21 protein-coding genes and 1 pseudogene are annotated in these 22,325 nt (G+C 68.9%); 14 read left to right on the plus strand and 8 right to left on the minus strand.

What is annotated here, in order from left to right; all coding sequences use genetic code 11:
* Positions 1 to 204 precede the first annotated feature (204 nt).
* The 7 genes from WMF28_RS07020 (at position 205) to WMF28_RS07050 (ending at position 7,209) form a co-directional block, all read left to right on the plus strand.
* Complete coding sequence (locus WMF28_RS07020; protein WP_437601303.1) at positions 205 to 744, plus strand: transposase; 540 nt, start codon at positions 205 to 207, stop codon at positions 742 to 744.
* A 106-nt stretch (positions 745 to 850) separates the two neighbouring features.
* Positions 851 to 1,771 (plus strand): hypothetical protein, encoded by a 921-nt coding sequence (locus WMF28_RS07025; protein WP_437601305.1) that lies wholly within the window; start codon positions 851 to 853, stop codon positions 1,769 to 1,771.
* A gap of 358 nt (positions 1,772 to 2,129) precedes the next feature.
* Positions 2,130 to 2,543, plus strand: coding sequence for a helix-turn-helix domain-containing protein (locus tag WMF28_RS07030; RefSeq protein WP_437604222.1), 414 nt, complete (start codon positions 2,130 to 2,132; stop codon positions 2,541 to 2,543).
* Entirely contained in the window at positions 2,540 to 2,884 is a 345-nt protein-coding gene (gene tnpB, locus WMF28_RS07035; RefSeq protein ID WP_165374362.1) for an IS66 family insertion sequence element accessory protein TnpB, read from the plus strand. The genes WMF28_RS07030 and tnpB overlap by 4 nt, the downstream gene beginning before the upstream one ends.
* Positions 2,885 to 3,141: 257 nt before the next feature.
* A complete protein-coding gene (gene tnpC / locus WMF28_RS07040; protein ID WP_437596408.1) occupies positions 3,142 to 5,184 on the plus strand; it encodes an IS66 family transposase in 2,043 nt (680 codons plus the stop codon).
* 576 nt (positions 5,185 to 5,760) lie between these two features.
* Positions 5,761 to 6,045 (plus strand): hypothetical protein, encoded by a 285-nt coding sequence (locus WMF28_RS07045; RefSeq protein ID WP_437601307.1) that lies wholly within the window; start codon positions 5,761 to 5,763, stop codon positions 6,043 to 6,045.
* A 291-nt stretch (positions 6,046 to 6,336) separates the two neighbouring features.
* Positions 6,337 to 7,209 carry a fibro-slime domain-containing protein gene (locus tag WMF28_RS07050; protein WP_437601308.1) on the plus strand — a complete coding sequence of 291 codons (873 nt, stop codon included), beginning with the start codon at positions 6,337 to 6,339 and terminating at the stop codon, positions 7,207 to 7,209.
* Between the two features lie 239 nt (positions 7,210 to 7,448).
* Here the strand turns inward: WMF28_RS07050 and WMF28_RS07055 are convergent, their stop codons facing one another.
* The 4 genes and pseudogenes from WMF28_RS07055 to WMF28_RS07070 all read right to left on the minus strand — a co-directional run bounded on the left by WMF28_RS07055 (position 7,449) and on the right by WMF28_RS07070 (position 10,529).
* On the minus strand, positions 7,449 to 7,604 hold the full coding sequence (locus WMF28_RS07055; RefSeq protein WP_437601310.1) for a hypothetical protein: 156 nt from the start codon (positions 7,602 to 7,604) through the stop codon (positions 7,449 to 7,451).
* 435 nt (positions 7,605 to 8,039) lie between these two features.
* Positions 8,040 to 9,389, minus strand: a complete 1,350-nt coding sequence (gdhA, locus tag WMF28_RS07060) for an NADP-specific glutamate dehydrogenase (protein ID WP_437601311.1) — start codon at positions 9,387 to 9,389, stop codon at positions 8,040 to 8,042.
* 523 nt (positions 9,390 to 9,912) lie between these two features.
* Positions 9,913 to 10,217: pseudogene (locus WMF28_RS07065) on the minus strand (dihydrofolate reductase family protein); the annotation flags it as partial.
* Between the two features lie 33 nt (positions 10,218 to 10,250).
* Positions 10,251 to 10,529, minus strand: a complete 279-nt coding sequence (locus WMF28_RS07070; protein WP_437604223.1) for a GFA family protein — start codon at positions 10,527 to 10,529, stop codon at positions 10,251 to 10,253.
* Positions 10,530 to 10,841: 312 nt separating this feature from the next.
* Between WMF28_RS07070 and WMF28_RS07075 the strand changes: the two genes are divergently transcribed.
* Positions 10,842 to 12,371 (plus strand): glucuronyl esterase domain-containing protein, encoded by a 1,530-nt coding sequence (locus WMF28_RS07075; protein ID WP_437601312.1) that lies wholly within the window; start codon positions 10,842 to 10,844, stop codon positions 12,369 to 12,371.
* A gap of 19 nt (positions 12,372 to 12,390) precedes the next feature.
* A complete protein-coding gene (locus tag WMF28_RS07080; RefSeq protein ID WP_437601314.1) occupies positions 12,391 to 13,452 on the plus strand; it encodes a hypothetical protein in 1,062 nt (353 codons plus the stop codon).
* A 246-nt stretch (positions 13,453 to 13,698) separates the two neighbouring features.
* Here the strand turns inward: WMF28_RS07080 and WMF28_RS07085 are convergent, their stop codons facing one another.
* The 3 genes from WMF28_RS07085 to WMF28_RS07095 form a co-directional block, all read right to left on the minus strand.
* On the minus strand, positions 13,699 to 14,388 hold the full coding sequence (locus WMF28_RS07085) for a GNAT family N-acetyltransferase (RefSeq protein WP_437601315.1): 690 nt from the start codon (positions 14,386 to 14,388) through the stop codon (positions 13,699 to 13,701).
* Positions 14,389 to 14,491: 103 nt separating this feature from the next.
* A complete protein-coding gene (locus tag WMF28_RS07090) occupies positions 14,492 to 16,171 on the minus strand; it encodes a rhomboid family intramembrane serine protease (protein ID WP_437601316.1) in 1,680 nt (559 codons plus the stop codon).
* 117 nt (positions 16,172 to 16,288) lie between these two features.
* Positions 16,289 to 17,062 (minus strand): endonuclease/exonuclease/phosphatase family protein, encoded by a 774-nt coding sequence (locus WMF28_RS07095; protein WP_437604224.1) that lies wholly within the window; start codon positions 17,060 to 17,062, stop codon positions 16,289 to 16,291.
* Positions 17,063 to 17,141: 79 nt separating this feature from the next.
* Between WMF28_RS07095 and WMF28_RS07100 the strand changes: the two genes are divergently transcribed.
* Positions 17,142 to 17,612, plus strand: coding sequence for a GNAT family N-acetyltransferase (locus tag WMF28_RS07100; protein ID WP_437601317.1), 471 nt, complete (start codon positions 17,142 to 17,144; stop codon positions 17,610 to 17,612).
* A gap of 195 nt (positions 17,613 to 17,807) precedes the next feature.
* Complete coding sequence (locus WMF28_RS07105) at positions 17,808 to 18,668, plus strand: SDR family oxidoreductase (protein ID WP_437601319.1); 861 nt, start codon at positions 17,808 to 17,810, stop codon at positions 18,666 to 18,668.
* An 89-nt stretch (positions 18,669 to 18,757) separates the two neighbouring features.
* Here the strand turns inward: WMF28_RS07105 and WMF28_RS07110 are convergent, their stop codons facing one another.
* Positions 18,758 to 19,603 (minus strand): PPK2 family polyphosphate kinase, encoded by an 846-nt coding sequence (locus tag WMF28_RS07110; protein WP_437601321.1) that lies wholly within the window; start codon positions 19,601 to 19,603, stop codon positions 18,758 to 18,760.
* Between WMF28_RS07110 and WMF28_RS07115 the strand changes: the two genes are divergently transcribed.
* From WMF28_RS07115 to WMF28_RS07125, 3 genes are all read left to right on the plus strand, one after another.
* Positions 19,602 to 19,853, plus strand: coding sequence for a hypothetical protein (locus WMF28_RS07115; RefSeq protein WP_437601322.1), 252 nt, complete (start codon positions 19,602 to 19,604; stop codon positions 19,851 to 19,853). The genes WMF28_RS07110 and WMF28_RS07115 overlap by 2 nt on opposite strands.
* Positions 19,854 to 19,969: 116 nt before the next feature.
* Entirely contained in the window at positions 19,970 to 21,154 is a 1,185-nt protein-coding gene (locus tag WMF28_RS07120; protein ID WP_437601324.1) for an MFS transporter, read from the plus strand.
* A 92-nt stretch (positions 21,155 to 21,246) separates the two neighbouring features.
* Positions 21,247 to 22,308: an ABC transporter substrate-binding protein gene (locus WMF28_RS07125; RefSeq protein WP_437601326.1), complete on the plus strand. Its 1,062-nt coding sequence runs from the start codon at positions 21,247 to 21,249 to the stop codon at positions 22,306 to 22,308.
* Positions 22,309 to 22,325: the final 17 nt, after the last annotated feature.

Raw genomic sequence — 22,325 nt, forward strand, 5'->3', positions numbered from 1 at the left:
CGTGGCTTGCGCGCCTCCGGACGACGCGCAGCCCTCTGTGCCAACGTCGGGTGAGACAAGCTACCCCCTGGAAATCTGTGATGAGAGCGCGGAGAATGGACCTGACCCGTGCCGAAGCCTTCCCATCTCCGAGCGGTCGATCCTACCCCCGCCCCAGCGGCGCAGGGCGCTGCTGCTCGCCCGAGTGGCGCCGCCGTCGAGAGCGTGCCGAAGCCGGGCAAGAGGCGGAAGTTCTCGGCGGCGGAGGAGCTGCGCATCGTTCGCGAGGCGGCCGCGTGCGCCCAGCGCGGGGACATCGAGGCGTTGCTGCGCCGCGAGGGCATCTACAGCTCCCTCCTGGCGGCGTGGCGCAAGCAGCTCGCCCTCCACGGCAGCGAGGCTCTCGCGGAGCGCAAGCCCGGCCGCAAGCCGAAGCAGGACGCGAAGGGTCGGCGCATCGCCGAGCTCGAGAAGCGCTCGGCGCGGCTCGAGGAGAAGCTCGCGTTCGCCGACAAGCTCATCGACCTCCAAAAGAAAGTCTCTGCCATTATGGGCGTCAATCTCACGACCGACGGAGAGCGCCGATGGACGTCATCGAGGAGCTCGATGACCCGCACATCCCCATCGCGCAGGCGTGTGCGGCGCTCGGCGTCAGCCGCGCCACGCTCTACCGGCAGACCCGGCCCGCGTCGCCTCCCGCGCCGCCCCGGCCCGCTCGATGTCGGTGGGGTAGAATTGATGGCGTTCTGGGCATGTGCAAATTGATCGGTGCACAGCAAGCTTTGCACATGGATAATTTTCTATATCGATCCGCCAGCCACTTTTAGAGCACTGCGCAAACAAATAAATACAAAAAACAATGCACTCAGCCATGGAAGAAAAAAGTTTCTGGCAACGCAATCAGTCCGACAAGGCACAGAATCAGATAGCGCGCGAAGCGAAGAGGTTTGGTCTTGATAAAAAGGCGCTGAATATCGCATACAACACGTGTAAAGATCTGGATGCTTTTGATCCGGCGCTGACGGATTATCTGGAGCCGCCGGAAGAAGATCTTGCTTATGCTATAGAGAAAAAAGTGCTGTTGCGTTTGCCGCTCAACGATCACGATCGCGTAATTTCCATGTTACGCGACAAGGTTAGACAGATAGATCGTGCAGACATTGTTAATTCATTTGTCGCCAGTTTGAGTGCCGGTCGGCCCGATTGGCGCTCGCCGCTTTCTTCTTATGCCTATCATTTGCATCACCCCGCGCATGATGCGCAAGAAAAGGCACTTGGCCACAATGGGAATTACGAATGCCAAATTTGCGGCCTTCGTCGAAATCCAAATAAGGGACAAGCGGCGGTCATCGAAGATATTTTAGTTCGCTTGCGCGGAGGCGGCATTCACCATTCGTCGCCAGGCTATGCGCTGGCAGATTTAATCTGGTCTCAGGAAGGCGATAAAATCAAACCAAGCGAAGCGGATTGGAAAATTTTTTCGAAAATTTTCCCAGCCATCAGGGCATTACCTGAAACGGCGCAATTGAAAGAGCTAAATGAGAGCCTATCAGGCCTTGTTAAAGGCAATAAATTTGATCGCCAGGGCATACTTGAAACACTGGGTTATTGCGGCATTCTAACCGCGCGCAGCAGGCCGATTGTTTGCAATACCTGGTTTCGTCCACACGAAGATCTTCCTTCACATTTTTATAAAAAAGAATGGCGCTACCCGACTTGCTGGTGGACAGGTGAAGAAGGATTAAACGAGGAAGCAATTGCGTTCTGGTTTCCGGAATTGAGTCCAATGTGACAAGTTCATTTTCCGGAAAGAAAAAAAATAAACTTGCGCGTAGGTGAAAGAAGCCGGAGCGCAGCGCGAGGAAGTGTAGCGCAGCAAACATAATGGGTGAGACCGCGAGCGTCGTGATGGCTCGGTCCTGGGTCGAAAGCGCGTGGTCCGGGCGGCGCTGCGCGCGCTAAGGGGCGCATCGGCGTGCCGTGGGCACACGTGTCCGTCCGGGCGTTGGTCTGGCCCGGGACGCGCGACGCGAGACGCTATACGGCGGTAGCCGCTCCGCGGACCGCATCTTTTCCCTGGCCAGCTTCGGTTGCACGCTACGCGACGTCCGATGAGGGCCGCGCCCTCGTCGAGCGAAGAGGAGCGAGCAATGCCAGGAAGCAGGGAGCTGGTGCAGCTGCGTGCAGAGCTGTCGAGGTATCGAGAGCAGAAGAGCCGTGGGAAGTACCCGAGCGAGCTGCGGGAGCGAGCCGAGGCGTACGCCAGGGAGCGTTCCCGCGCGGGGGCGACGCCGACCGAGATCGCCACGGAGCTCGGTGTCCACAAGATGACCGTCGACCGATGGGTGGCTGGCGGTGAGCGCGCAGACGAGGGTGCGTTGCCAAGAGCCACCAATGCGGCTCAGCATGTTCCGTTTCTCCCCGTCGTGGTGCGCCCGGAGCGCCGAGAGGCGCCGCCTGTGCGGCTCAACGTGGCATTTGCCGATGGGACGCGGATGCAGGTATGTGGGATAGGCGCGCGCGACCTCGTGGAAGCGATCGAAGCGCTGCGGAGGGGACGGTGACCCCCGCGACGATAGCCGTCTATCTGGCGGTCGGTCCAGTGGACTTGCGTGGCGCGTTCGACCGGCTCGCCGCGATCACCCGGCAGGTGCTGTGCCTGGACCCGGCCAGTGGCGCGCTGTTCTTGTTCCTCAACAGGAGGCGCAACCGGCTAAAAGCACTTTGGTGGGACCGCAACGGATATACGATTCTGTATAAGCGTCTCTCGAAGGGTGCGTTTGCTCTGCCCTCGTTCACCGAGGCCGACGGCAAGTGTATCGAGCTGTCAGCACAGGACTTCGCGCAGCTGCTCGCCGGCCTACCCGTGGAAGAGCTGGCAAGCCGCCGCCGGCTGGTCCACTGAGGCGCCTGCGCCGGCGCTCGTTCACCACGCTGCCGGCGTCAGCGCGGCCCGATGGCGGCCGGCGCAGCCGGATGCGGAGATGGAGCAGGGCGCGAGCTGCATCGCGCCCGAAGACCTCGCGGGAGCGCGGCGCCGATGGCGCACCACGTCTGCCCTGCATTCCCGTCTTCGGTGAGAGATTCTCGTCGAAAGTAGCGACACGTCGGCTGCATAAGGTACTTGTCAAGGGCAAGCGGAGAGGGCATCCATGGCGCGCCTTGACCTCGACGACACGATCCGGTGAGGCCGCGCTGCCGCAGTCGGCGGAGCCAGAGCGCCTTGACGGCGCGGCGCTCGTGCTCGGCTACCTCCAGGCCAGGGGACAAGCCCAGGGGAGCCCCGCCGACCCCGGGTCGGCGGTCGACGCGCTGCTCCGGCGGGTGCAGGAGCTCGAGGCGAGGCTGGCCGAGCTCTCGACGGCGGAGCAGCAGGCCCAAGAGCTCGCTCGCACTGTCGAGTCGCTCAAGGCGTACAATCAACAGCTGCAGGAGACGATTCGGACCTTGGAGATCGGGTTCCGGCGCCACGTCTCCGAGCAGGTCTCGCCTGACCAACTGCGGCTTTCGCTGGCCGGCGAGCCAGGCGCCTGTCCGGCGGAAGCTTCGTCGCAGGCCGAGCACTGCGCGTCGCGCGATGCGGACCCGAGCGACGGCAGCAACCAGCCGCCGGGCTCCGCGAGCCCGCCGGAGCGCGCGGGGACGGCAGAGTCCTCCTCCGGCTCGGAGCCCAGAGGCGGCAAGCGAGCCAAGCGCCACGAGCACGGGCGCCGTCGCATCGGTGTCATCCCGAGGGTGGTCATCGAGTCGCTGCCGCCGGAGGTGCTGCTCAAAGGCATCGAGCGCTTCGAGCGTGTGGGCGCCGAAGACAGCTCGGTGATCGGCCACCGGCGCGGCGGCCCCGTGGAGATCGTCTGGCGTCGCCTCAAGTACGTGGCCAAGGCGGAAGCCCCGGCGGCGAGCAGCGGAGCGGGCGAGATGCCTGCTCCTTTGCCAGCAGGTGGGCCGGCCGTCACGCACGAGCTCGACGAGCCCCTGGTCGTGCGGGAGCACGAGCTCTTGGGGATCCCCGCGGACACGGGCTTCAAGCAAAACCCCTTCGTCGACGGCGTCCTCGTACGCTACACGCCCGGGTCGGACGCTGCGGAGGACAGCGGCGGACCGGTGAAGATCGCCTCGCTGCCGGAGCGCCCGATCGATAGATGCCTTGCCGATCCGAGCCTCTTGGCCCATCTGTTCGTCCACAAGCTCGATTACCACACGCCCTACTACCGGCAAGAGGTGGAGTCGGAGCGCCGCGGCTTCCGCATCAGCCGCGGCAACATGACACGCTGGCAGTACGATTGTGGTGGCATCGCGATGCGCATCGCCGATGCCCTGTGGAGCGACGCGCTCTCGAGGTCGTGGTTCGCCATGGATGCGACGGGCACCGCCATCCGGGCCAAGGAGAAGCACCGCTACGGGCATGTCTTCGTCCTGGTCGCGCCGGGCGATGGGGTGCTGTTTCGCTATACACCGACGTACGACGGCCCCACGGTCGCGAAGCTCTTCGGCGGCTACCAGGGGACGCTCGTCGCCGATGCCTCGGCCAACCACAACGTGCTGTTCGGGCCGGGCAAGGCGCGCGAGGCCGGCTGCTGGAGCCATGCACGAAGGCGCTTCTTCAAGGCGTTCAAGGCCGGGGCGGGCAAGGAGGCGGTGTTCGCGCTGCAGGCCATCCAGGCGCTCTTCCGCGTCGAGGAGGGATGTGCCCTGTGCAGCCCGGACGAGCGTCTCGAGATCCGGCAGCGCGAGTCCGCACCGCTGATTGAGAAGCTCTTCGCCTGGGTCGAAGCGCAGCGGCAGGTCATCCCGGAGCATTCGCCGTTGCGCGAAGGGCTGGTCTATCTGCACAACCAGAGGGAGGCACTCTGCGAGTTCGTCTCCAACGGGGAGATCCCCATCCACAATAATGCCAGCGAGAGGGCGCTGCGCCGCGTCGTCAAGGGACGGCGCAACTGGCTCTTCCACGGCAGCGACGAGCATGCTGTCCGGGCGTGTGCCATCACGTCGCTCATCGCTACCTGCCAGGTACACGGGCTCGACCCCGAGCTCTACTTGCAGGAGATCCTGACCGTGGCTCCGAGCTATCCGCTCAGTCGCATCCTCGACCTGAGCCCCAAGAATTGGGTCGCGACGCGACAACGCCTCATCGCCGAGGGGCGGCTCAAGTACCTGGACTTGGCTCGGATCACCGGCTCGCGCCTCGCCCTGCGCGATCGCTGATCGCGCCGCGTTGCCCGCGTCCGTCGCGCCCACAGCGCTCGCCGCGTCCAGCACGGCCGAGCCAGGCGCGCGTCCTTTCCGCGCCGAGGTGCGTCGGGTCGTCGAGCCGGTGCTGTCGTCGCATCGCCCTGCCACCGTCGAGCGCGTCTTGGCGGGGCGCCTTCGGGTCGCTTCGCTTCGGAGCTGCTTGTCTGCGCCTCGGGTCGGCCGCCGTTCGCCCATCTCGTCCGCGGACGGCTGGGCGGCGCTCTTGCGGCGCCGCACGCCTGTGGCCTCGGCAGATCCCGCGCGCTCCTCCTGCCCGGCCGCGCCACGCGCGCGCCCCTTCGCGCGGGCGGGGGCGTCCTCGCGGCCTTGCCACGCGACATGCGGCGCGGACAGCTTCAGCACCGCCGTCGTCAGGCTCGGGACTTCGACCCCCTCCTCCCCGCTCCGTCGCTTCGCCATCGCACCGCGACTCTACGCACGTGGCCGCCTTCCACAAGCACGCTTCAGAACGCGCTCTGCGGAGCGGCTACATACGGCGTCGCCGAGCGCCTTGCGGCTTGCGGCGCACAACGGTGCTTTTCCAGTACGGTGGCCCGCGGCTCGTCCGGCATCTTCCTCTCCGAGGGGTTCGAGCGCACGCCGCTCGGCTTCTTGCCGATGGTCCCGGTCGGCGTGGCCGCGCTCGCCGCGAACCCGCTGCTCACGCGCCGCTCCCGCGCCGCCAAGGCGTGGCTCACGTGGGTGACGCCGATCGCCGCCGCGGCCAGCGTGTGGGACGGCGTGGTGAGCACGCTGCGCGTCTACTCCGAGGCCGAGCTGCGGGAGATGGTCGCCCCGCTCGGCGACGCGTTCACCTGGGAGTATGGTACCTAACGATTCCCCCTGTGGTGTAAGGGGCACTACTTCTACGGAGCTCCTGCGCGGAGGGCCACGTCCCGCGGCGTAGACAGGCCGTGACGAGCTTCAGATGCGTTTGAATTTTCTGCTCCTGATGCAGAAGGTCTCCGGGGTTGCGGCCGGGGACGCCGAGCTTTTTTTGTCGAAGAATTTTTTGACCCGTTCGAGCCACCACTGCCCACCGGGAAGGACGCTGGCGACGTGGGGCCTCCGACGTCGTCCCGTGCGGGTTCGATGGCTTCTGGCGGTCGGGAAAAGGTGCGAGACATGATGGCTTATCGGCGGATGGTGGTGGCGGTGGCGGCGTGCGTGACCCTCGTGGCGGCGACCGCGTGTGCAGGAGGGACCAGCGACGCTGGTGACGCTGCCTCCTACGGCGCCGGGACGGCGAGCGGCGGCTCCGGGACGGCGAGCGGCGGCTCCGGGACGGCGAGCGGCGGCGACTTCGGGCAAGACCCGTCTTTCGGCGATATCGGGGGTAGCTCGGGCGGTAACCCGAGCTCGGGCGACGACGCCTGCGGCAGCGATCTCATCGCGATCGTCCGCGACTTCAACGACACGCACCCTGATTTCGAGGCGGGCCGGTTCGGGAGCGACCGGGGCTTCGTGGAGGCTCAGCTCGGCGCGGACGGCAAGCCGGTGTATGCGGGCGGCAGCGAGGGCACGCGGACCACGACCGGCAAGGAGGCCTTCGATCAGTGGTTCCGCGACGTGCCCGACGTGAACACCGCCGTCCAGATATCGATCCCGCTCGCCGACAACGGGAATGGCACGTCCACGTACGACAGCTCCGACTTCTTCCCGATCGACGACATGGGATTTGGCAACGAGGACCGGCTCCACAACTACCACTTCACGCTCGAGCTCCGCACCAAGTTTGAATACGAGGGCGGCGAGGTGTTCACCTTCTCGGGCGACGACGACCTCTTCACCTTCATCAACGGCCACCTCGCGATCGATCTGGGCGGTGTTCACAGGCCGGAGAGCGCGACCATCGACCTCGACGCGCGCGCTGAGGAGTTCGGCATCACGCCGGGCAACAGCTACACGCTCGACTTCTTCTTCGCCGAGCGCCACACGACCGAGTCGAACTTCCGCATCGACACGTCGATCGGTTGCTTCACCCCGGTCGTCAACTGAGCTCGGTCGCCCGCTGACCCGGCGCGACCTGAGCCCACAGCGCCCTTCGCGAGGAAGTGTAGCGCAGCAAACTTAAAGGGTGGGACCGCGAGCGTCGTGATGGCTCGGTCCTGGGTCGAAAGAGCGTGGTCCGGGCGGCGCCGAGCGCGCTACGGGGGCGCATCGGCGTGCCGTAGGCACACGTGTCCGTCCGGGCGTTGGTCTGGCCCGGGACGCGCGTCGCGAGACGCTATGCGGCGTCACCGGGCGCCTTGCGGCGCACAACGGTGCTCTTCCAGTACGGCGGCCGCCGCGTGGACGCTGGGAGAGCGTGCTGGGACGTCGGTCGGCTCGCCGAGCGCGGAGAGGAAGCGGGCGATGTTCCGGGGCTCGGTCACCATGGCGACGAGCTTCATCCGCCCCTTGCAAGTTGGGCACTCGAGGACATCGAGCCCGGGCCCGAGAAGGCCTCGAGGAGAGGCACGAGGAGGGTGCTGGCGTAGACCAGCGACCCGCCGCCCACGCCCGCGCCCGACAGGATGAGCGTGTCCCGGAGCAGGGTCAGCCGCTGGATACCGTGACACAGCAGCCTGGGCGCCAAGAGGAACTGCCGTACATTCCAGCCGGCCTCCGGCGCCCACGGCGGACGCAGGTCCGTCCCGCCGCTCGCCCGCCCGCGCGCCGAGGAGCGCTCGGCCGCCGCGCGTACCAGGAGTCACAGAGAGCCTGCCCCTGCGCCACGCGGGAGGGCATCGATCCGATGCGTGCTGTCGACGGGATGTCAGTACCAGGTGGTGGTGAATCCCAGCTGGCCGCCTCGTGCGCGGTCTTCTTTCCCTCGCGGCCCGCCGTCAGATCACGCCGAGCGCGATCATGGCGCGCGCGACCCGCAGGAACCCCGCGACGTTCGCGCCCACCACATAGTTGCCCGACACGCCGAGCTCCTCCGCCGTGTCGTAGCACGTGCGATGGATGTTCGTCATGATCTCGGCGAGCCGCTTTTCGGTGTGCTCGAACGACCACGAGTCGCGGCTCGCGTTCTGCTGCATCTCGAGCGCCGAGGTCGCCACGCCGCCGGCGTTCGCCGCCTTGCCGGGGCCGAACGCCACCCCGGACTCGAGGAAGACGCGCACGCCGTCGGGCGTGGTGGGCATGTTCGCGCCCTCGGCGACGGCGCGGCATCCGTTCTTCACCAGCGTCGCCGCGTCGCGCGCGTTCAGCTCGTTCTGCGTCGCGCAGGGGAGGGCGATCTGGCACGGCACCTCCCAGACATTGCCGCCCGGCACGAAGCGCGAGCGCCGGCCGCGCCGCGTCGCGTACTCGCTGATGCGAGCGCGTTCGACCTCCTTCACCTGCTTGAGCAGCGCGAGATCGATGCCGTCGGGGTCGTGCACGTAGCCGCTCGAGTCCGAGCACGCAACGACGTGGGCCCCGAGCTGCTCCAGCTTCTGGCTCGCGTAGAGCGCGACGTTGCCCGAGCCCGACACCACGCACGTCTTGTCCGCGAGCTTCTCGCCGCGCACCCGCAGCATGTCGGCGACGAAGTAGACGGCGCCAAAGCCGGTCGCCTCCTTGCGCACCAGCGAGCCGCCCCACGCGAGGCCCTTGCCGGTGAGCACGCCCGACTCGTAGCGGTTCGTGAGGCGCTTGTACTGCCCGAACATGTACCCGAGCTCGCGCTCGCCCACGCCGATGTCGCCCGCCGGCACGTCGGTGTGCTCGCCGAGGTGGCGGTGGAGCTCGGTCATGAAGCTCTGGCAGAAGCGCATGATCTCGCCTTCGGACTTCCCCTTGGGGTCGAAGTCCGCGCCGCCCTTGCCGCCGCCGATCGGCATCCCGGTGAGCGCGTTCTTGAAGACCTGCTCGAAGCCGAGGAACTTGATGGTCCCGAGGTAGACCGTCGGGTGGAAGCGGAGGCCGCCCTTGTAGGGACCGAGCGCGCTGTTCACCTGCACACGGAAGCCGCGGTTCAGCTGCACCTCGCCGCGGTCGTCGACCCACGGCACGCGGAAGATCACCTGGCGCTCGGGCTCACAGATGCGCTCGATGATCTTGTGCCGCGTCAGCTCGGGATGCTTGGAGAACACCGGGCCGAGGGACTCGACGACCTCACGGACCGCCTGGTGGAACTCCGATTCGCCAGGGTTGCGGCGAACGATCTGCTCGAAGAGTGACTCAACTTTCTCGTCCAAATGCACCATGTCGAAGGGGGGGTATACACCGGCGCGGCGCGCGGTGCAGTCGTCGTCGCCATCGCCCCCGTTTATTCGGAGTATGCAGCCCGCCCACCTGGGTAGTATCGGTGTTAAATTGTTAATGCAGTGTAATTTCAGGAGGGAGGCGGACCGCAAAGGGACCTTCTGTCACCTGACGCGGGCGTGGCGGGTTCGCCCTTGACATCGCATGGCGTCGAGCATTGTTGAGAGGACTAGTGACCGAGCTTACGGCGCTCAGGCGAGAGAGGGAGGGGGCGGCGACGGCCCAAGCCGCGGCGACCTTCGAGCTCTGCTTCGGCGAAGCCGCCCCGCACGGCCTCATCGCAAGATGCGCTAACGAGGCTGCGCTGCGAGGCGGAGGCTCCGCTGCCCGTTGCGCGCTGCGCGCGAAGCCCTGAAGGCGACTCTTCCTGCTCGTCCCGTCGGTGACGTCCAGCAGGAGGAGGGCGGCAGCGCCAGACGGTATGTCCGTGATCGGGACGGTGAGCGTCGGCTCGCCAGACCAGGGTCACGTCGCCTGCGGCCGGTGCCGAGAGCAGCTATCGCCGGTGCGGATAGGACAAGCAAACGCGTTCCGCAACTTCAAGTCGACAACCTTCGATAGCCCCGCGAACAACGTCGGCCCATGGCCCGCTAGCCTGGGCCGCACGACGAACTCGTACTCATCGATCCATCCCAGCGCTCCGCGTTCCAATCGACCCGATCCAGGGGGCTCGACACGACGTGCTTCTTTGTCGCTTCGATCGTCCGGGCGAAGGGTTCCATCCAGTCAGGCCTCGCTCCCGTCCGCGCCTGCGGCCGCCACGCTGCCTCCCCGCTTGATGGAGGGGTCAGGTGCCTGATCGCTCATGGGATGTGCTCGGCGTCGGGAGGGGGAATGACCCAGCTGTGCATTCGAGCCTCGTAAACAGAGACGAGCGGCGCTGGAAAGCTTGGATCAGCAAACGCCCCAACAGGGATTTCCAGGTATTCTTCCATTCCCTCAGACTCGTAGTAGACGGTCGATCCGCAGCTTGGACAGAAGTGGAACTTGCTATGAGAGCCTTCGTCGCCCACGCGCCTCGAAGGCGAAGATCTGCCGCCCTTCGCTGCAATGCTGGACTTCGAGGAGGCATTCGGCGGCATCCTGTCGTCGCCAGACGAAACGGGGCTCACGCTGGGCACCTTTCAAGCCCTCTCGCGCCAGAGAAGCAGCGCACCGGCTGCACGCCCGGCGCATTCCGCCAGAGTCGAGATTTCGCAAGAGCCGAGAAAAGTCCACCTGAGCGGTGCGCGCAGCGCGCGGACGCCACGAAATGACACAAAATCGACTTGAAGACGACCGGCAAAGTGGGGAATAACCTCGGTGGCCCTCGCGGGTCGGGCCCTCGTCCACCACCCCATCGCCCGACCCCGGCGGGATACTGCTTCACGACCTCCTCACGAGGAGCGCTCAACATGCGTCTACGCGTTGCACGTCGCACGACCTCTTTGGCCTGGTTCGCAGCGCTGCCTTGGGCGCTCGCCGCCTGCGCCACCGGAGGCGGACCGGATCCCATCGGTTCAGGAGGAAACCCTGCGGTCGGCACGGCGGGCGTCGGCGGCAGCGGCACCGGAGGGGCGCCGACAGGCACTGCGGGCACTGGTGGAGCGCCCTCTTCGGGCGGTGGCCCGGCCGGGACGGGCGGCGACGTGGCGACGGGCGAAGCCAGCACCGGTGGAGGGGGCCCGGTCGGAACGGGCGGAGCGCCGGGAACCGGTGGTACCGATGGCAGTGGCGGCGGTGGCGGCGGCGGCGGCAACGCCGTGAGCGGCGAGTGGGGCCAGGTGGAAAACCCTGGAGCCGGGTGCACCGTCGGACCGATGCCGAGCGTCGCTTCGCTCACGGCGAACGCGAAGCTGCCGGACCCCTTCAAGAAGATGGACGGCAACCGCATCGCCGCCAAGAGCGAGTGGGCCTGCCGGCGCGAAGAGATCCTCCAGCAAGCCTACAAGTTCATCTACGGCGACAAGCCCGTCCCGGCAGAGGGAGCCGTGTCCGGTACCGTGAGCAACAGCAGGATCACGGTTCAGGTCAACGATGGCGGCGGCAGCGCCTCGTTCAACCTCACCGTGAACATGAACGGGGCGACGGCGCCCGCCCCGGCCATCATCGGCTACGGCGGCCTGAGCGGCATGCCAGTTCCGAGCGGCATCGCGACGATCACCTTCACCGCGGTCGAGTCGACGGGCGGCAGCGGCGCGAAGAACGGGCCGTTCTACAGCGTCTACGGTTCGGATCATCCCGCGGGTTACCTCGCGGCACAGGCCTGGCAGATCAGTCGCGTCCTCGACGTCCTGGAGCAGAACCCAGGCGTCATCGATCCGTACCGGGTGGGTGTGACGGGTTGCTCACGATGGGGCAAGGGTGCCTTCGTCGCCGGCGTGCTCGACAACCGCATCGCCTTGACCATCCCGGTGGAGTCGGGTCTCGGGGGCACGATTGGCCTGCGGCTCGTCGAGGTGCTCGACAGCTACAGCGGCTCCGAATGGCCCTATCATGGCATCAGCTACGTCCGCTGGCTTTCGGAGGTGGCGCTCGGTCAGTTCACCACGGGCAATAACGCTGGGGCCGACAACACGAACAAGCTGCCCGTCGACATGCACGAGATGATGGGCCTCATCGCTCCACGCGGCCTCTACATCGTGGACAACCCGAGCACCATGTTCAACGGGCTCGATCGGAACTCGGCGTGGGTCACCGCCAACGTCGGCAAGATGATCTTCGAGGCGCTCGGCGTCGGAGACCACATGGCCTACACGGGCGCTGGTGGGGGCCACTGCAACTGGCGCACGCAGTACACTCCATCCCTCAACGCCATGGTCGACAAGTTCCTGAAGGGCAACGACGCCACGGCGACGGGCAATTTCGCTACGGACCTGCCCAACCGTCCCAACCACCTGGACCACATCGACTGGACACCGCCGACGCTCACCGGCGAGCTTTGATCCAGCACAGAGGTAGCGCATGAAACATAGCTCATTCCGTTCTCTCGGGGTCGCTCTGGCCCTGACGCTGGGCGCTTGCGGCCCTGGCCAAGACGGTGACGCCACGGGCGGCAATGGAGGTGGTGGCGCCTCTGGCGGCGCGGTGGGCTCGGGCGGCCAGAGCCCCGCGGGAGGCGCCGGCGGCACGCCGCAAGACACCGGCGCCGCCTCATCGGGCGGCGCCGGCGGCGGGGCGGGGCCGAGCGGCGGCACCTCCAGCGGCGGTGGACCCGGCGCGGGCACCGGCGGAGCGTCGGGGTCGGGCGGCGCACCGGGGGGCGACTGCACGCGCGAGCTCTTGGATGGCCTCCTGGACGACTACTTCGCCGCCCTCGCCGCCGGGGATGCTTCCAGCCTACCCCTGGCAGATGGCGTGAAGTTCACCGAAAACGGCATGCAGGCCGAGATCGGCACGACGGACTTCTGGATGGACGCTGGCGAGGTGAAGCATTCGCAGCGTGCCCTGGATACCGAGGCGTGCAGCGCCGGCGCTCAGGCGGTGGTTCCGGAAGGCGGGAGGGATCTTCCCATCGCCCTCCGCATCAAGGTGGAAGGCTCGGAGATGACGGAGATCGAGACGATCGTCGTCCGCCCGGGCGACTACACGGCATCCTTCGCCGTCGCCTCGGATCCCGCCGCGATCATCGCCATCTCGGACGACATCGGTTGGCACGACGAGGTCCCGGAGGCCGAGCGGGCCACCCGGGAAGAGCTGACGAGCTGGATCGACAAGTACTTCCGCGCGTTCCCCTCCGGCGTCTGCGACGTCACGGGAGCCTGCAAGCGCCTGGAGAACGGGGGCGGCAACTTCTCTTGCCGCACCGGAGCATCCTGCAGCGCCGGCGCTCCTGGGTCCGGCGGCACCTTCATCCCGCGCGTCATCCTGGCCGACGAGGTGCGCGGCATCGCCATCGGTTTCACCATTTTCGACTTCATGACGGACGGGCATCTGGACATGCATATGATCAAGATGTCCGGCGGTGAGGTGCACGCCGTCCACGCCATCCTGCGCGACACGAACGGCGTGTCCGGCTGGGAGTGATGGCGACCTCCCTCGCCGCTCGCGTCGAACCGCCGCCCGGTTGACGCTCGGCGGGGGTACAGCTCTACGGTAGGTACTTCTCGCTCGCAGGCGAACGCCGCCGAACCATATCGGACGTTCGGTGACCCAGCTGGAGTCTGGCGCGACGACTTCGAGGACGCTGGGAGCTGCCATCAGGGGTGGCATGCCGTTCGTTGAGCCTCTCTGCCAGGAGGCCCCAACGCTGTCCAGCGCCATAGGGTACGTCTAGCGGGAGCCCATGAGCGCCGAGAGGCTCTGGCGCTGGCGGCCCGATCCGTCGAAATTCGACGGGTCGAGCCAGCGCTCGAACGCCGCCTTCGCCGCCGGCCACTCCCTGTCGAGGATCGCGTGCCACGCGGTGTCGCGGTTGCGCCCCTTGACCACGGTGGCCTGCCGGAACACGCCCTCGAAGCGGAACCCGAGCCTCGCCGCCGCCGCCCGCGAGCCGGCGTTGAGCGCGTCGCACTTCCACTCGTAGCGCCGGTAGCCGAGCTCATCGAAGGCCCGCCGCATCATCAGGTACATCGCCTCCGTGGCGGCCGGCGTCTTCTGGAGGAGCGGCGCGTAGTGGAGGTGCCCGACCTCGATAACGCCGCTCCGGGGGTCGATCCGCAGGTAGCTCGCGACCCCGACCGCCCTCCCCGTCGCCGCGTCGACGATCGCGTGGAACAGGGGATCCTCGCCCATGCACGTGGCCTCCATCCAGGCGCGGTAATCCGTCAGGGTCGCGAACGGGCCATAGGGCAGGTAGGTCCAGCTTCGCCCCTCCGCGTCCGCGAGGTTGGCCGCATGGAGGTCCGCGGCGTGCCGTTCGGGGTCGAGCGGCTCGACCCGGCAAATCCGCCCGATCAGGGGCTCGCGCGGCGGATGCGCCCGCGGCGTCCAGCCGGGGAGGGGATGACCGATCGGCTGCATCAGAGAGTTCGTGTGCTCCACAGGGGGAAGGCCTCCGCCAGGTTGTTCGTTCACCACGCTCACCACGCTCGCCGCGTCCTGCCGCATCTCATCCTGCCGCGTCTCATCGCAGTCCGATCGTCGCTGCCACCTTGTCCTCGATCCCGTTCCAGGACGCCGGTCGATCCTTCGTCGAAAAGGCCTGGAAGACCACCTCGCGGTCGCCGAGCACGAGGATGTAGGTCACCCTCTGCAGCCCGTTCTTGAGCTCGCTCCTGAGGCTCACCGCGGGGCGACCGCCCAGGTCGACGCGCGTCGCCGGGCCCTTCGTGGTGCTGTTCGCCGGCCGGTGCCCGTCGAGCTGCTTGCGCTCCCGCTCGAGGAGCTCGTCCACCTGATCGGGCGGCACCTCGCCCCCGAGCGGGAAGACGGCGAGCTGCAACATCATCGGCGTCTCGGGCAGCCGCCCGTACGTGTGGAAGCGGACGCCGTTCAGATCCTCCACGGACGCGGCCCTCGCGAGCGACTCCGGCAGGTCCAGCGCGACGCCCGTGTCCGCGACCGCGGTGCGCGTCATCGCCGGCGGCGCGCGGAGCTCCCAGGGGCGGCCGGCGGCGAGCGCGACGGCCACGGACACCGCCATCGCCGCGGCCGTGAGGGCCGCCGCCACCGCGAGCAGGGGGCGCGGCCTCGGCTCCGCGTCCGCCGCGCGCTCGCGCTGCTCCACCGGCGTGAGGCCCCGGGGCAGGACGGTGACGACGAGCGCGAAGCCGACGACGCCGCCGCCGAGGTGCGCGAGCAGATCGATGCCGGGCTGCAGGCTGTAGATGAGGTTCAGCCCCAGCGGCCACCACGCGCGGCTGCGCATCTGCGCGATCATCGCGGGGGGCAGGAGCCCGTGCGGCCGGAGCGCGATGCCGATGCCCGCCATCATGAGGCCCCAGATCGCGCCCGACGCGCCGACGCTCCATCGGTCCACCAGCATCGCGCTCGCGAGCGACCCGCCCAGCGCCGACGCCCCGTAGAGCAGGAGAAAGCGCCGCGGGCCGAGGAGCGCCTCGAGCATCGGGCCGAACGACCAGAGCGCCAGCATGTTGACGAACAGGTGCACCGGGTCGGCGTGCAGGAAGGCCGAGGCGAGGAGCCGGTAGAGCTCGCCGCGGCGCACCGCCTCGCCGCTGTTCGCGCCCATGCGCCAGAGCGCCGCCTCGTGGGTGCCGGAGCCGAAGGCGTAGCTCACGGCGAGGAGCACGGCGCACGCGATCACGAGCGTCGCCGTGACGCGGCGGCTGCCCGTCAGCCGGTCCACGATCGCGCGCTCCTGCTGCGCCACCGCCTGCCCCTGCGCGAGCGCCTTGTCGATGTCGTCGGGGCCGAGCGGGCCCACCTCGCCGAGGCGCCTGTGGGCGTCCTCGAGGGCCGGCAGGGCCTGCCCCTTCACGCGCGTGAGCGCGCCCGTCGCGTCGAGGTGGTGGAAGCCCATCCGCACGAGCTGCACGAGCGGCGCCGCCTTGGCGAGCGCGGCCCGGCCGGCGGCGGCGCCGCCGCCCACCACGACGAAGTGCGCGGGCGGCCCGCCGGCGCGCACCGCCTTCACCAGGGGCGCGATCCGGGCGTGGAGCGGGTCGGCCGAGGCGCCGTCGGCCGCCGTGATCAGCACGATCCGGAGCGGCCCCGCCCCGCCGACCATCTCCGCCACGGCCGCGTCGCAGCGGAGGAGCACGAAGGCGCCCGGCCCGTGGAGCAGCGCGGCGAGCAGGCGGTCGCGCCGATCCAGCGTCTCGTCTTCGGGCGCACGGTCCATGATCGGCTGCTCCACCACGGTCTCTTCTCCTGCGCCTGCGAGAGGTCGCGCGGCGAGCGTAGCGGAAAGGCGGCGCGCGCTGGCTCGCGAAGCGCGCCGCGCGAGCGCCGGGCCGCGTCAGGCGAGCTCGGCGACGACCGCGTGGTGGTCGGACGCGGCGCCGACGTCGACGATGTCGGCCAGCGCGAGCCGCCCGGCGAGCGGCGGTGAGAGCAGCACGTAGTCGGTCCGCGTCTCCACCTGCGCGCCGGCGCGCCCGCGCAGCGCTGTGGCCCAGCGCCCGGAGCGCGGCCGGAGGAGCAGGGCGTCGGCCCAGCCGGACGCCTCGAGGGTGTCCATCGTGTCGAATCGCGGCGGGCTCCCGTACTTCTCGATGCCGGCGGCCGCGAGGCGCGCGTCGAGGTCCGCGGGGTAGGGGTCGCGCCGCGAGAGCGCGTTGAGGTCGCCGGCGAGCGCCCAGAGGCCCGCGGCGAGCCGGGCGGGAGGCACGAGCGAGAGCAGCCAGCGGGCCTCGCTGACCCGGCGATCCTCGCTGCCGGCGTTGAGGTGGGTGCCGAGCACGAGGAGCGGCTCGCCGGCGAGCGAGAGCTCGACCTCGACGAGGCAGTGGGCCAGCGCCTCGGGCGCGTGCACGCGCGCCTTCACGAGCGGCCCCCGGCTGACCACGCCGACGTGGTTTCGCCGGCCGCTCGGCCGCGGATTGGCGCTCCCTAGGACGGCGTGCCGCTCGCCCGCGGGCGCGCCGATCGCCTCGGCGACGGCCCGGAGCCGGGCGCCGTCCTCCCAGCCGACGCACTCCTGGAGGACGAGCAGGTCCGGGCGCGCGGCGGCGACGATCGCGAGGATCGCCTCGAAGCGATCCTCGCCGCCGGAGAGGATGTTGAAGGTCATGATCTTCACGGTGGGATCAGGCTAGCTCGTCCGGGCTGAGCAGCTCCAGGGCGCGCTGAATCCGGTGGACGCGGCGCTCGTGACAGCGCACGAGTCGGGCATGGCCGAGCGCGTGATGGCCCGCAAGATCCTCCCGATCCGCAGCGACTCGCCGCTCTACGCCGGCGCCCTCCGCCTGCGGTACGAGGTCTTCGTCGTCGAGCAGGCCGTGCCCGAGGACATCGAGGTCGACGAGCTCGACGAAGGCGCGCAGCACTTCGTCGTCCTGGACGGCGACGAGGTGGTCGCGACGATGCGGATCCTGCCGTACGAGGGCGCGCTCAAGGTGGGCCGCGTCGCCGTCCGGAAGGACCTTCGCGGCGCCGGCCTCGGGCGGCGGCTGCTCGAGGAGGCGATCCGCATCGGCGCCGCGCAGGGCGCGCGCGCGCTGGTCCTGAACGCCCAGGTCGTCGCCGCGCCGTTCTATCGCAAGCTCGGCTTCGTCGAGGAGGGGCCGATCTTCGACGAGGCCGGGATCCCGCACACCAGGATGGTCCGGCGGATGACCTGAGCCCGCTGTCGATTGACACGTTGTGTCTGCGCGGCGCGTCCGCCGGAGCCGCCGTGAGACCTGTCTGTCCGCCGGCAGATCCCGTGATCCTTGACGTCGACGCCGACATGCTGGAAAGGCTTGTGTCGCTGCGCGGCTGGCCCGGGAGCGACGGAGCGCTCCCGGGCGCCGCGCTCGAAAGGAACGGGTGCCCCGATGACTGTGCAGCGGATCCTCCTCGCCGGCGCCACGGGCGTGGTCGGCACCGAGCTCTTGCGCTTGCTCCGCGCGCGGGAGCAGTTCGTGCGCACGCTCTCTCGCACCCAGGGCAACGCGGCGCGCCTCCGCGGCCTCGCCTCGGAGGTCGTCGTCGCCGACGCTGCGGAGCCCGGGGCCGTGAGCGGCGCGCTCGACGGCATCGATACGGTCATCTCGTGTCTCGGCGCGAATGTGTCGATGACGCTGCGCGAGCGCAGGAGCTACCATGACGTCGATGTCGTGGCGAACACGAGCCTGCTCGAGGCGGCGAAGCGGGCGGGGGTGAAGCGCTTCGTTTACCTCTCCGCGCACCCGGGCCCCGGCTATGCCCACACCCGCTATCTCGCCGCCCATCTCCAGGTGGAGGAGCGCATTCGCGCCTCGGGTCTCTCGTTCTCGTTCGTGCGCCCGACCGGCATCTTCTCCGCGCTGAACGACCTGGTCACGATGGCCCGCGCCGGCGTGGGCACGGTGCCCGGCGACGGCCTGGCGAGGACCAACCCGGTTCACCCGGTGGACGTCGCGGAGGCCCTCGCCGAGGTGCTCGCCGGGGGCCCTGACGTGGTGCCCGTGGGCGGTCCCGACGTCATGACCCGCGACGAGGTGATGCGGCTGGCCTTCGACGCCGTCGGGAAGAAGGGGTATATCGTGCACATCCCCGCGGGGGTGCTCCGGTCCACGAGCGTGCTGCTCGAGGGCATCCATCCGCGGATGTCGGATCTGCTGGAGTTCGTGGCGGCCGTCATGACGTCCGACTCGGTCGCGCCCACGCGCGGGACACGGCCTCTGCGCGCCTGGTTCGAGGCGCTCGCCAGGTGAGCGCGGCCATGGCCGCGCGCGGCGCACGAGCGAGGGAAAGCCATCGCCGTGCTCCTGCGAGGAGGAGTTGAGCCGCCGAGGCGACAGGCTCACCCCTTGTGCCGCACGCCCCTCGATCTCCGGTACTCCTCGAGCTCCTCGCGGCCCGCCCTCCCGTTCCGCTCGAGCGTCTTCAGCCAGTCGTCGCGGTATTCGCGCATCGCCTCGGCCACGGCCTCGGCGACGACGAGGTTGCGGTACCACTTGGCGTCCGCCGGGACGATGCACCAGGGCGCGTGCCGCGAGGTGCAGCGCCGGAAGACCTCCTCGTAGGCCTCCGTGTACTCGTCCCAGTGCTCCCGCTCCTTCCAGTCGTTCACGTTGAGCTTCCAGGCCGTCGAGGGGTCCTCCTCGCGCTCCAGGAGCCGCTTCTCCTGCTCCTTCTTGCTGATGTGCAAGAAGAACTTGAGCACGAGGGTCCCGTGCTCGGCGAGCAGCTCCTCGAAGTCGTTGATATGGTCGTAGCGCTCGCCCCACAGCGACTTCGGCGCCAGGTCGTGCACGCGCACGACGAGCACGTCCTCGTAGTGAGAGCGGTTGAAGATGGCGAACTCCCCTGCGCGGGGCGCCTGCCGGTGGATCCGCCACAGGAAGTCGTGCTCCCGCTCCTCCTTCGTGGGCACCCCGAACGAGCTCACCGAGACGCCGCGCGGGTTGAGCGCGCCGACGACGTTCTTGATCGCGCCGTCCTTGCCGGCCGCGTCGCGGCCCTGGAGGACGATCAGGACGCTGTGCGTCCGCGCCCCCCACATGAGCTCCTGGAGCTCGAGCAGCTCCTTGCCGAGCTCCTTGAGCCGCTCGGCCGCCTCCTGCTTCGTCGCGTCGCGCGGCGGGTCGGTCGAGATGTCATCGAGGCGAACCTTCGAATCGGCCTTCGTGAGTCGCGTGATGGGCATGCCCGCGAGCGTACACGATCCTGCCCGGGCGCCCTCCTGGAGCGACGGCGAGCGGCCGCGGCGAGGCGCGCCGCCGGCCTCGGCGTTCACCGGCCCTTCAAGCGGGGCCCCGGCTCGAGCCATCGAGCGCGGCGGCGTCGTCCTGCTCGCGCCGGAGCAGCGGATCACCACCGGGTGCTGCCAGGGCAGCAGCGCGAGCGCGGGCTGCCTCGAAATGCGGCGCGCGGCGGGGCGGCACGGGGGTTGCTGAGCGTCGCTGGCACGCGGTGACGGCTGCTGATCGCTGGCGCGGATCAACAGGCCTGATGCGAGCCGTGCCCCGAGGTCAAGCTGCGCTCCTTCATCGACAAGAACCGCTTTCTTCTGGTGTTCGCGGCGCTGTCCTCGGTCATGGGCATCAGCGTCGGCGTGGCCAAGGTGACCACGACGCTCTACGCGCTGGAGCTCGAGGCGAACGAGGCGCTGCTCGGCCTCATCGCCGGGTCGCAGAGCATCGGGGTGCTGCTCATGAGCATCCCGATCGGGCTCCTCGTGGAGCACCTCGGGCCGGCGCGGCTGTTCGTGCTGGGGAGCCTCGTGGCCGGGACCCTCTACATGGCCTTGCCGGCGGTCCCGTCTCCGGTGTTCCTGCTGGCCTGCACGACCGCGATCAGCTTCTTCATGCCGCTGCGCTTCGTCTCGCTCAGCACCGTGTTCATGCAGCAGCTCGAGACGGTGGGTGAGGGCAAGGCCGGCTGGTACCGCGGCACCCATATGGTCGGCATGTTCCTGCTCGGCCCCATGCTCGCGGCCACCCTCACCAAGGCCCTGGGTTTCCGGGGCACCTACTGGCTCATCGGGGTGTGCTTCCTGGTCACGGTCTTCATGTCGCCGATCGTCTTCGGTCGTTATGCGGCGCGGTCCACCTCCCCTCGAGCGCTCCGGCTCTCCGGCGTCCGGTCCGACCTCGCCCTGCTCGCGCAGGACATCGAGCTGCGCAGCGTGTGCATGATCGAGTTCGCGACCCAGTCGGTCAATTCGTTCTTCATGTTCTTCATCATCCCGATCGGCATCACCGTCGCCCAGCTGACGGCGGCCGACGCCTCGGGGCTGCTCGCCTGGGAGGGCGTGACGTACATCTTCGCGCTGTTCGCGCTGGGCGGCCTGGTGGGCCGGCTGGGGCACGAGCGCGTCTATCTCGCCAGCTTCGTCCTCGTCCCGAGCGCGCTCTTGCTGCTCGGCCTCTCGCGCGATCTGACCCTGCTCCGGGCCGGCGGCCTGCTCCTCGGCCTCGGCCTCGGCCTCTTGCAGATCGCGAACCTCACCCGCATCGCCCGGATCGGCGCGCGGGTGGGGCGGGGGAAGGTGGCCGGCCTGCACGCCCTTGTGGGGCCGTCAGGAGGCCTGTTCGGCAGCACCGTGGGCGGCCTCGTGGGCAAGAGCCTGGGGCTCCAGTCCATGTTCCTGCTCCTGACCGTGCTCTTCGGCCTGCTCCTCGCCCTGGCGCGCAGGACGTCGAGCGCGGTGGCGGCGGTGCACCCCGCGTCCCCCGAGCCCGCGGCCGCCGAGTAGAGGCGCGCGTCGCCGCGCCGTCGAGGGGGCCCCGGCAGAAGAGAGATGAGCCAGACCCGGCGCCGACGCACGGCGCACAGAGGCCCTGCATCATGAGTGAACTCGACAGCCCTGCTCCGCTCTCCGCCACCCGCCGCGCGTTCGCGGCGGCGCTCTGCGTCGCGCTCGCGCTCGCGGCCTGCTCGAAGGCCGAGCCCGGCGGCGGCCGGGGCAAGGGCGACGGCGAGCACGAGGTGCTGGAGCTGCGCTATCAGGGGTTCTCCGGCGTGGTCACGCTGCCCGAGCTGGCGGAGGATCTGGGGTACCTCGCCCCGATCCAGCTGAGCTACGTCGGCAACACGATCAGCGGGCCGCAGGACATCCAGACGGTGGTCACCGGAGACACGGATTTCGGGCAGGCGTTCAACGGCGCCGTGATCAAGCTGATCGCCGCCGGCGCGCCGCTCCGGGCGGTGGTGGGCGGCTACGGGGTCGACGCGAAGCGGTGGAGCGGCTTCTACGTGACCGAGGACAGCGCCATCCGGGGGCCGCGGGATCTGCTCGGCAAGAAGGTCGCCATGAACACGCTGGGCGCGCACCACGAGCTCATGCTGAAGGAGTACCTGTCGCGTCACGGGCTGACGAGCGACGAGATCGCGCAGGTCACGCTGGTGGTGCTGCCGCCCGTGAGCGCGGAGCAGGCGCTCCGGCAGGGGCAGGTCGACGTCTCGGTCCTCGGCGACATCCTGCGCGACAAGGCGCTCGAGCGCGGCGGCCTCCGGGCGCTGTTCTCGGATCACGAGCTGTTCGGGGAGTTCACCGCCGGCAGCTACGTGCTGACAAGGCGCTTCCTGAAGGAGAGCCCGAACAGCGCCCGCAAGCTCGTGGAGGCGGCGGCGCGCGCCATCGAGTGGGCCCGGACGACCCCGCGCGAGGAGGTGGTGGCCCGCCTGGAGCGCATCATCGCGCGGCGGGGCCGCAACGAGGACGCGTCGCTGGTCAAGTACTGGACAAGCATGGGTGTCGCCGGCAAAGGAGGGCTTTTGTCGGCCAAGGAATACCAGGTCTGGATCGACTGGCTGGTGAAGGACGGCGAGCTGAAGGCGGGCCAGCTCAAGGCCGAGGACCTGTATACCAACCAGCTCAACCCGTTCGCGGCGACGCAGGTCGAGTGACGGCCTGAGCCCCGGCG

This window comes from Sorangium sp. So ce590, assembly GCF_051521365.1.
Lineage (GTDB): Bacteria > Myxococcota_A > Polyangia > Polyangiales > Polyangiaceae > Sorangium.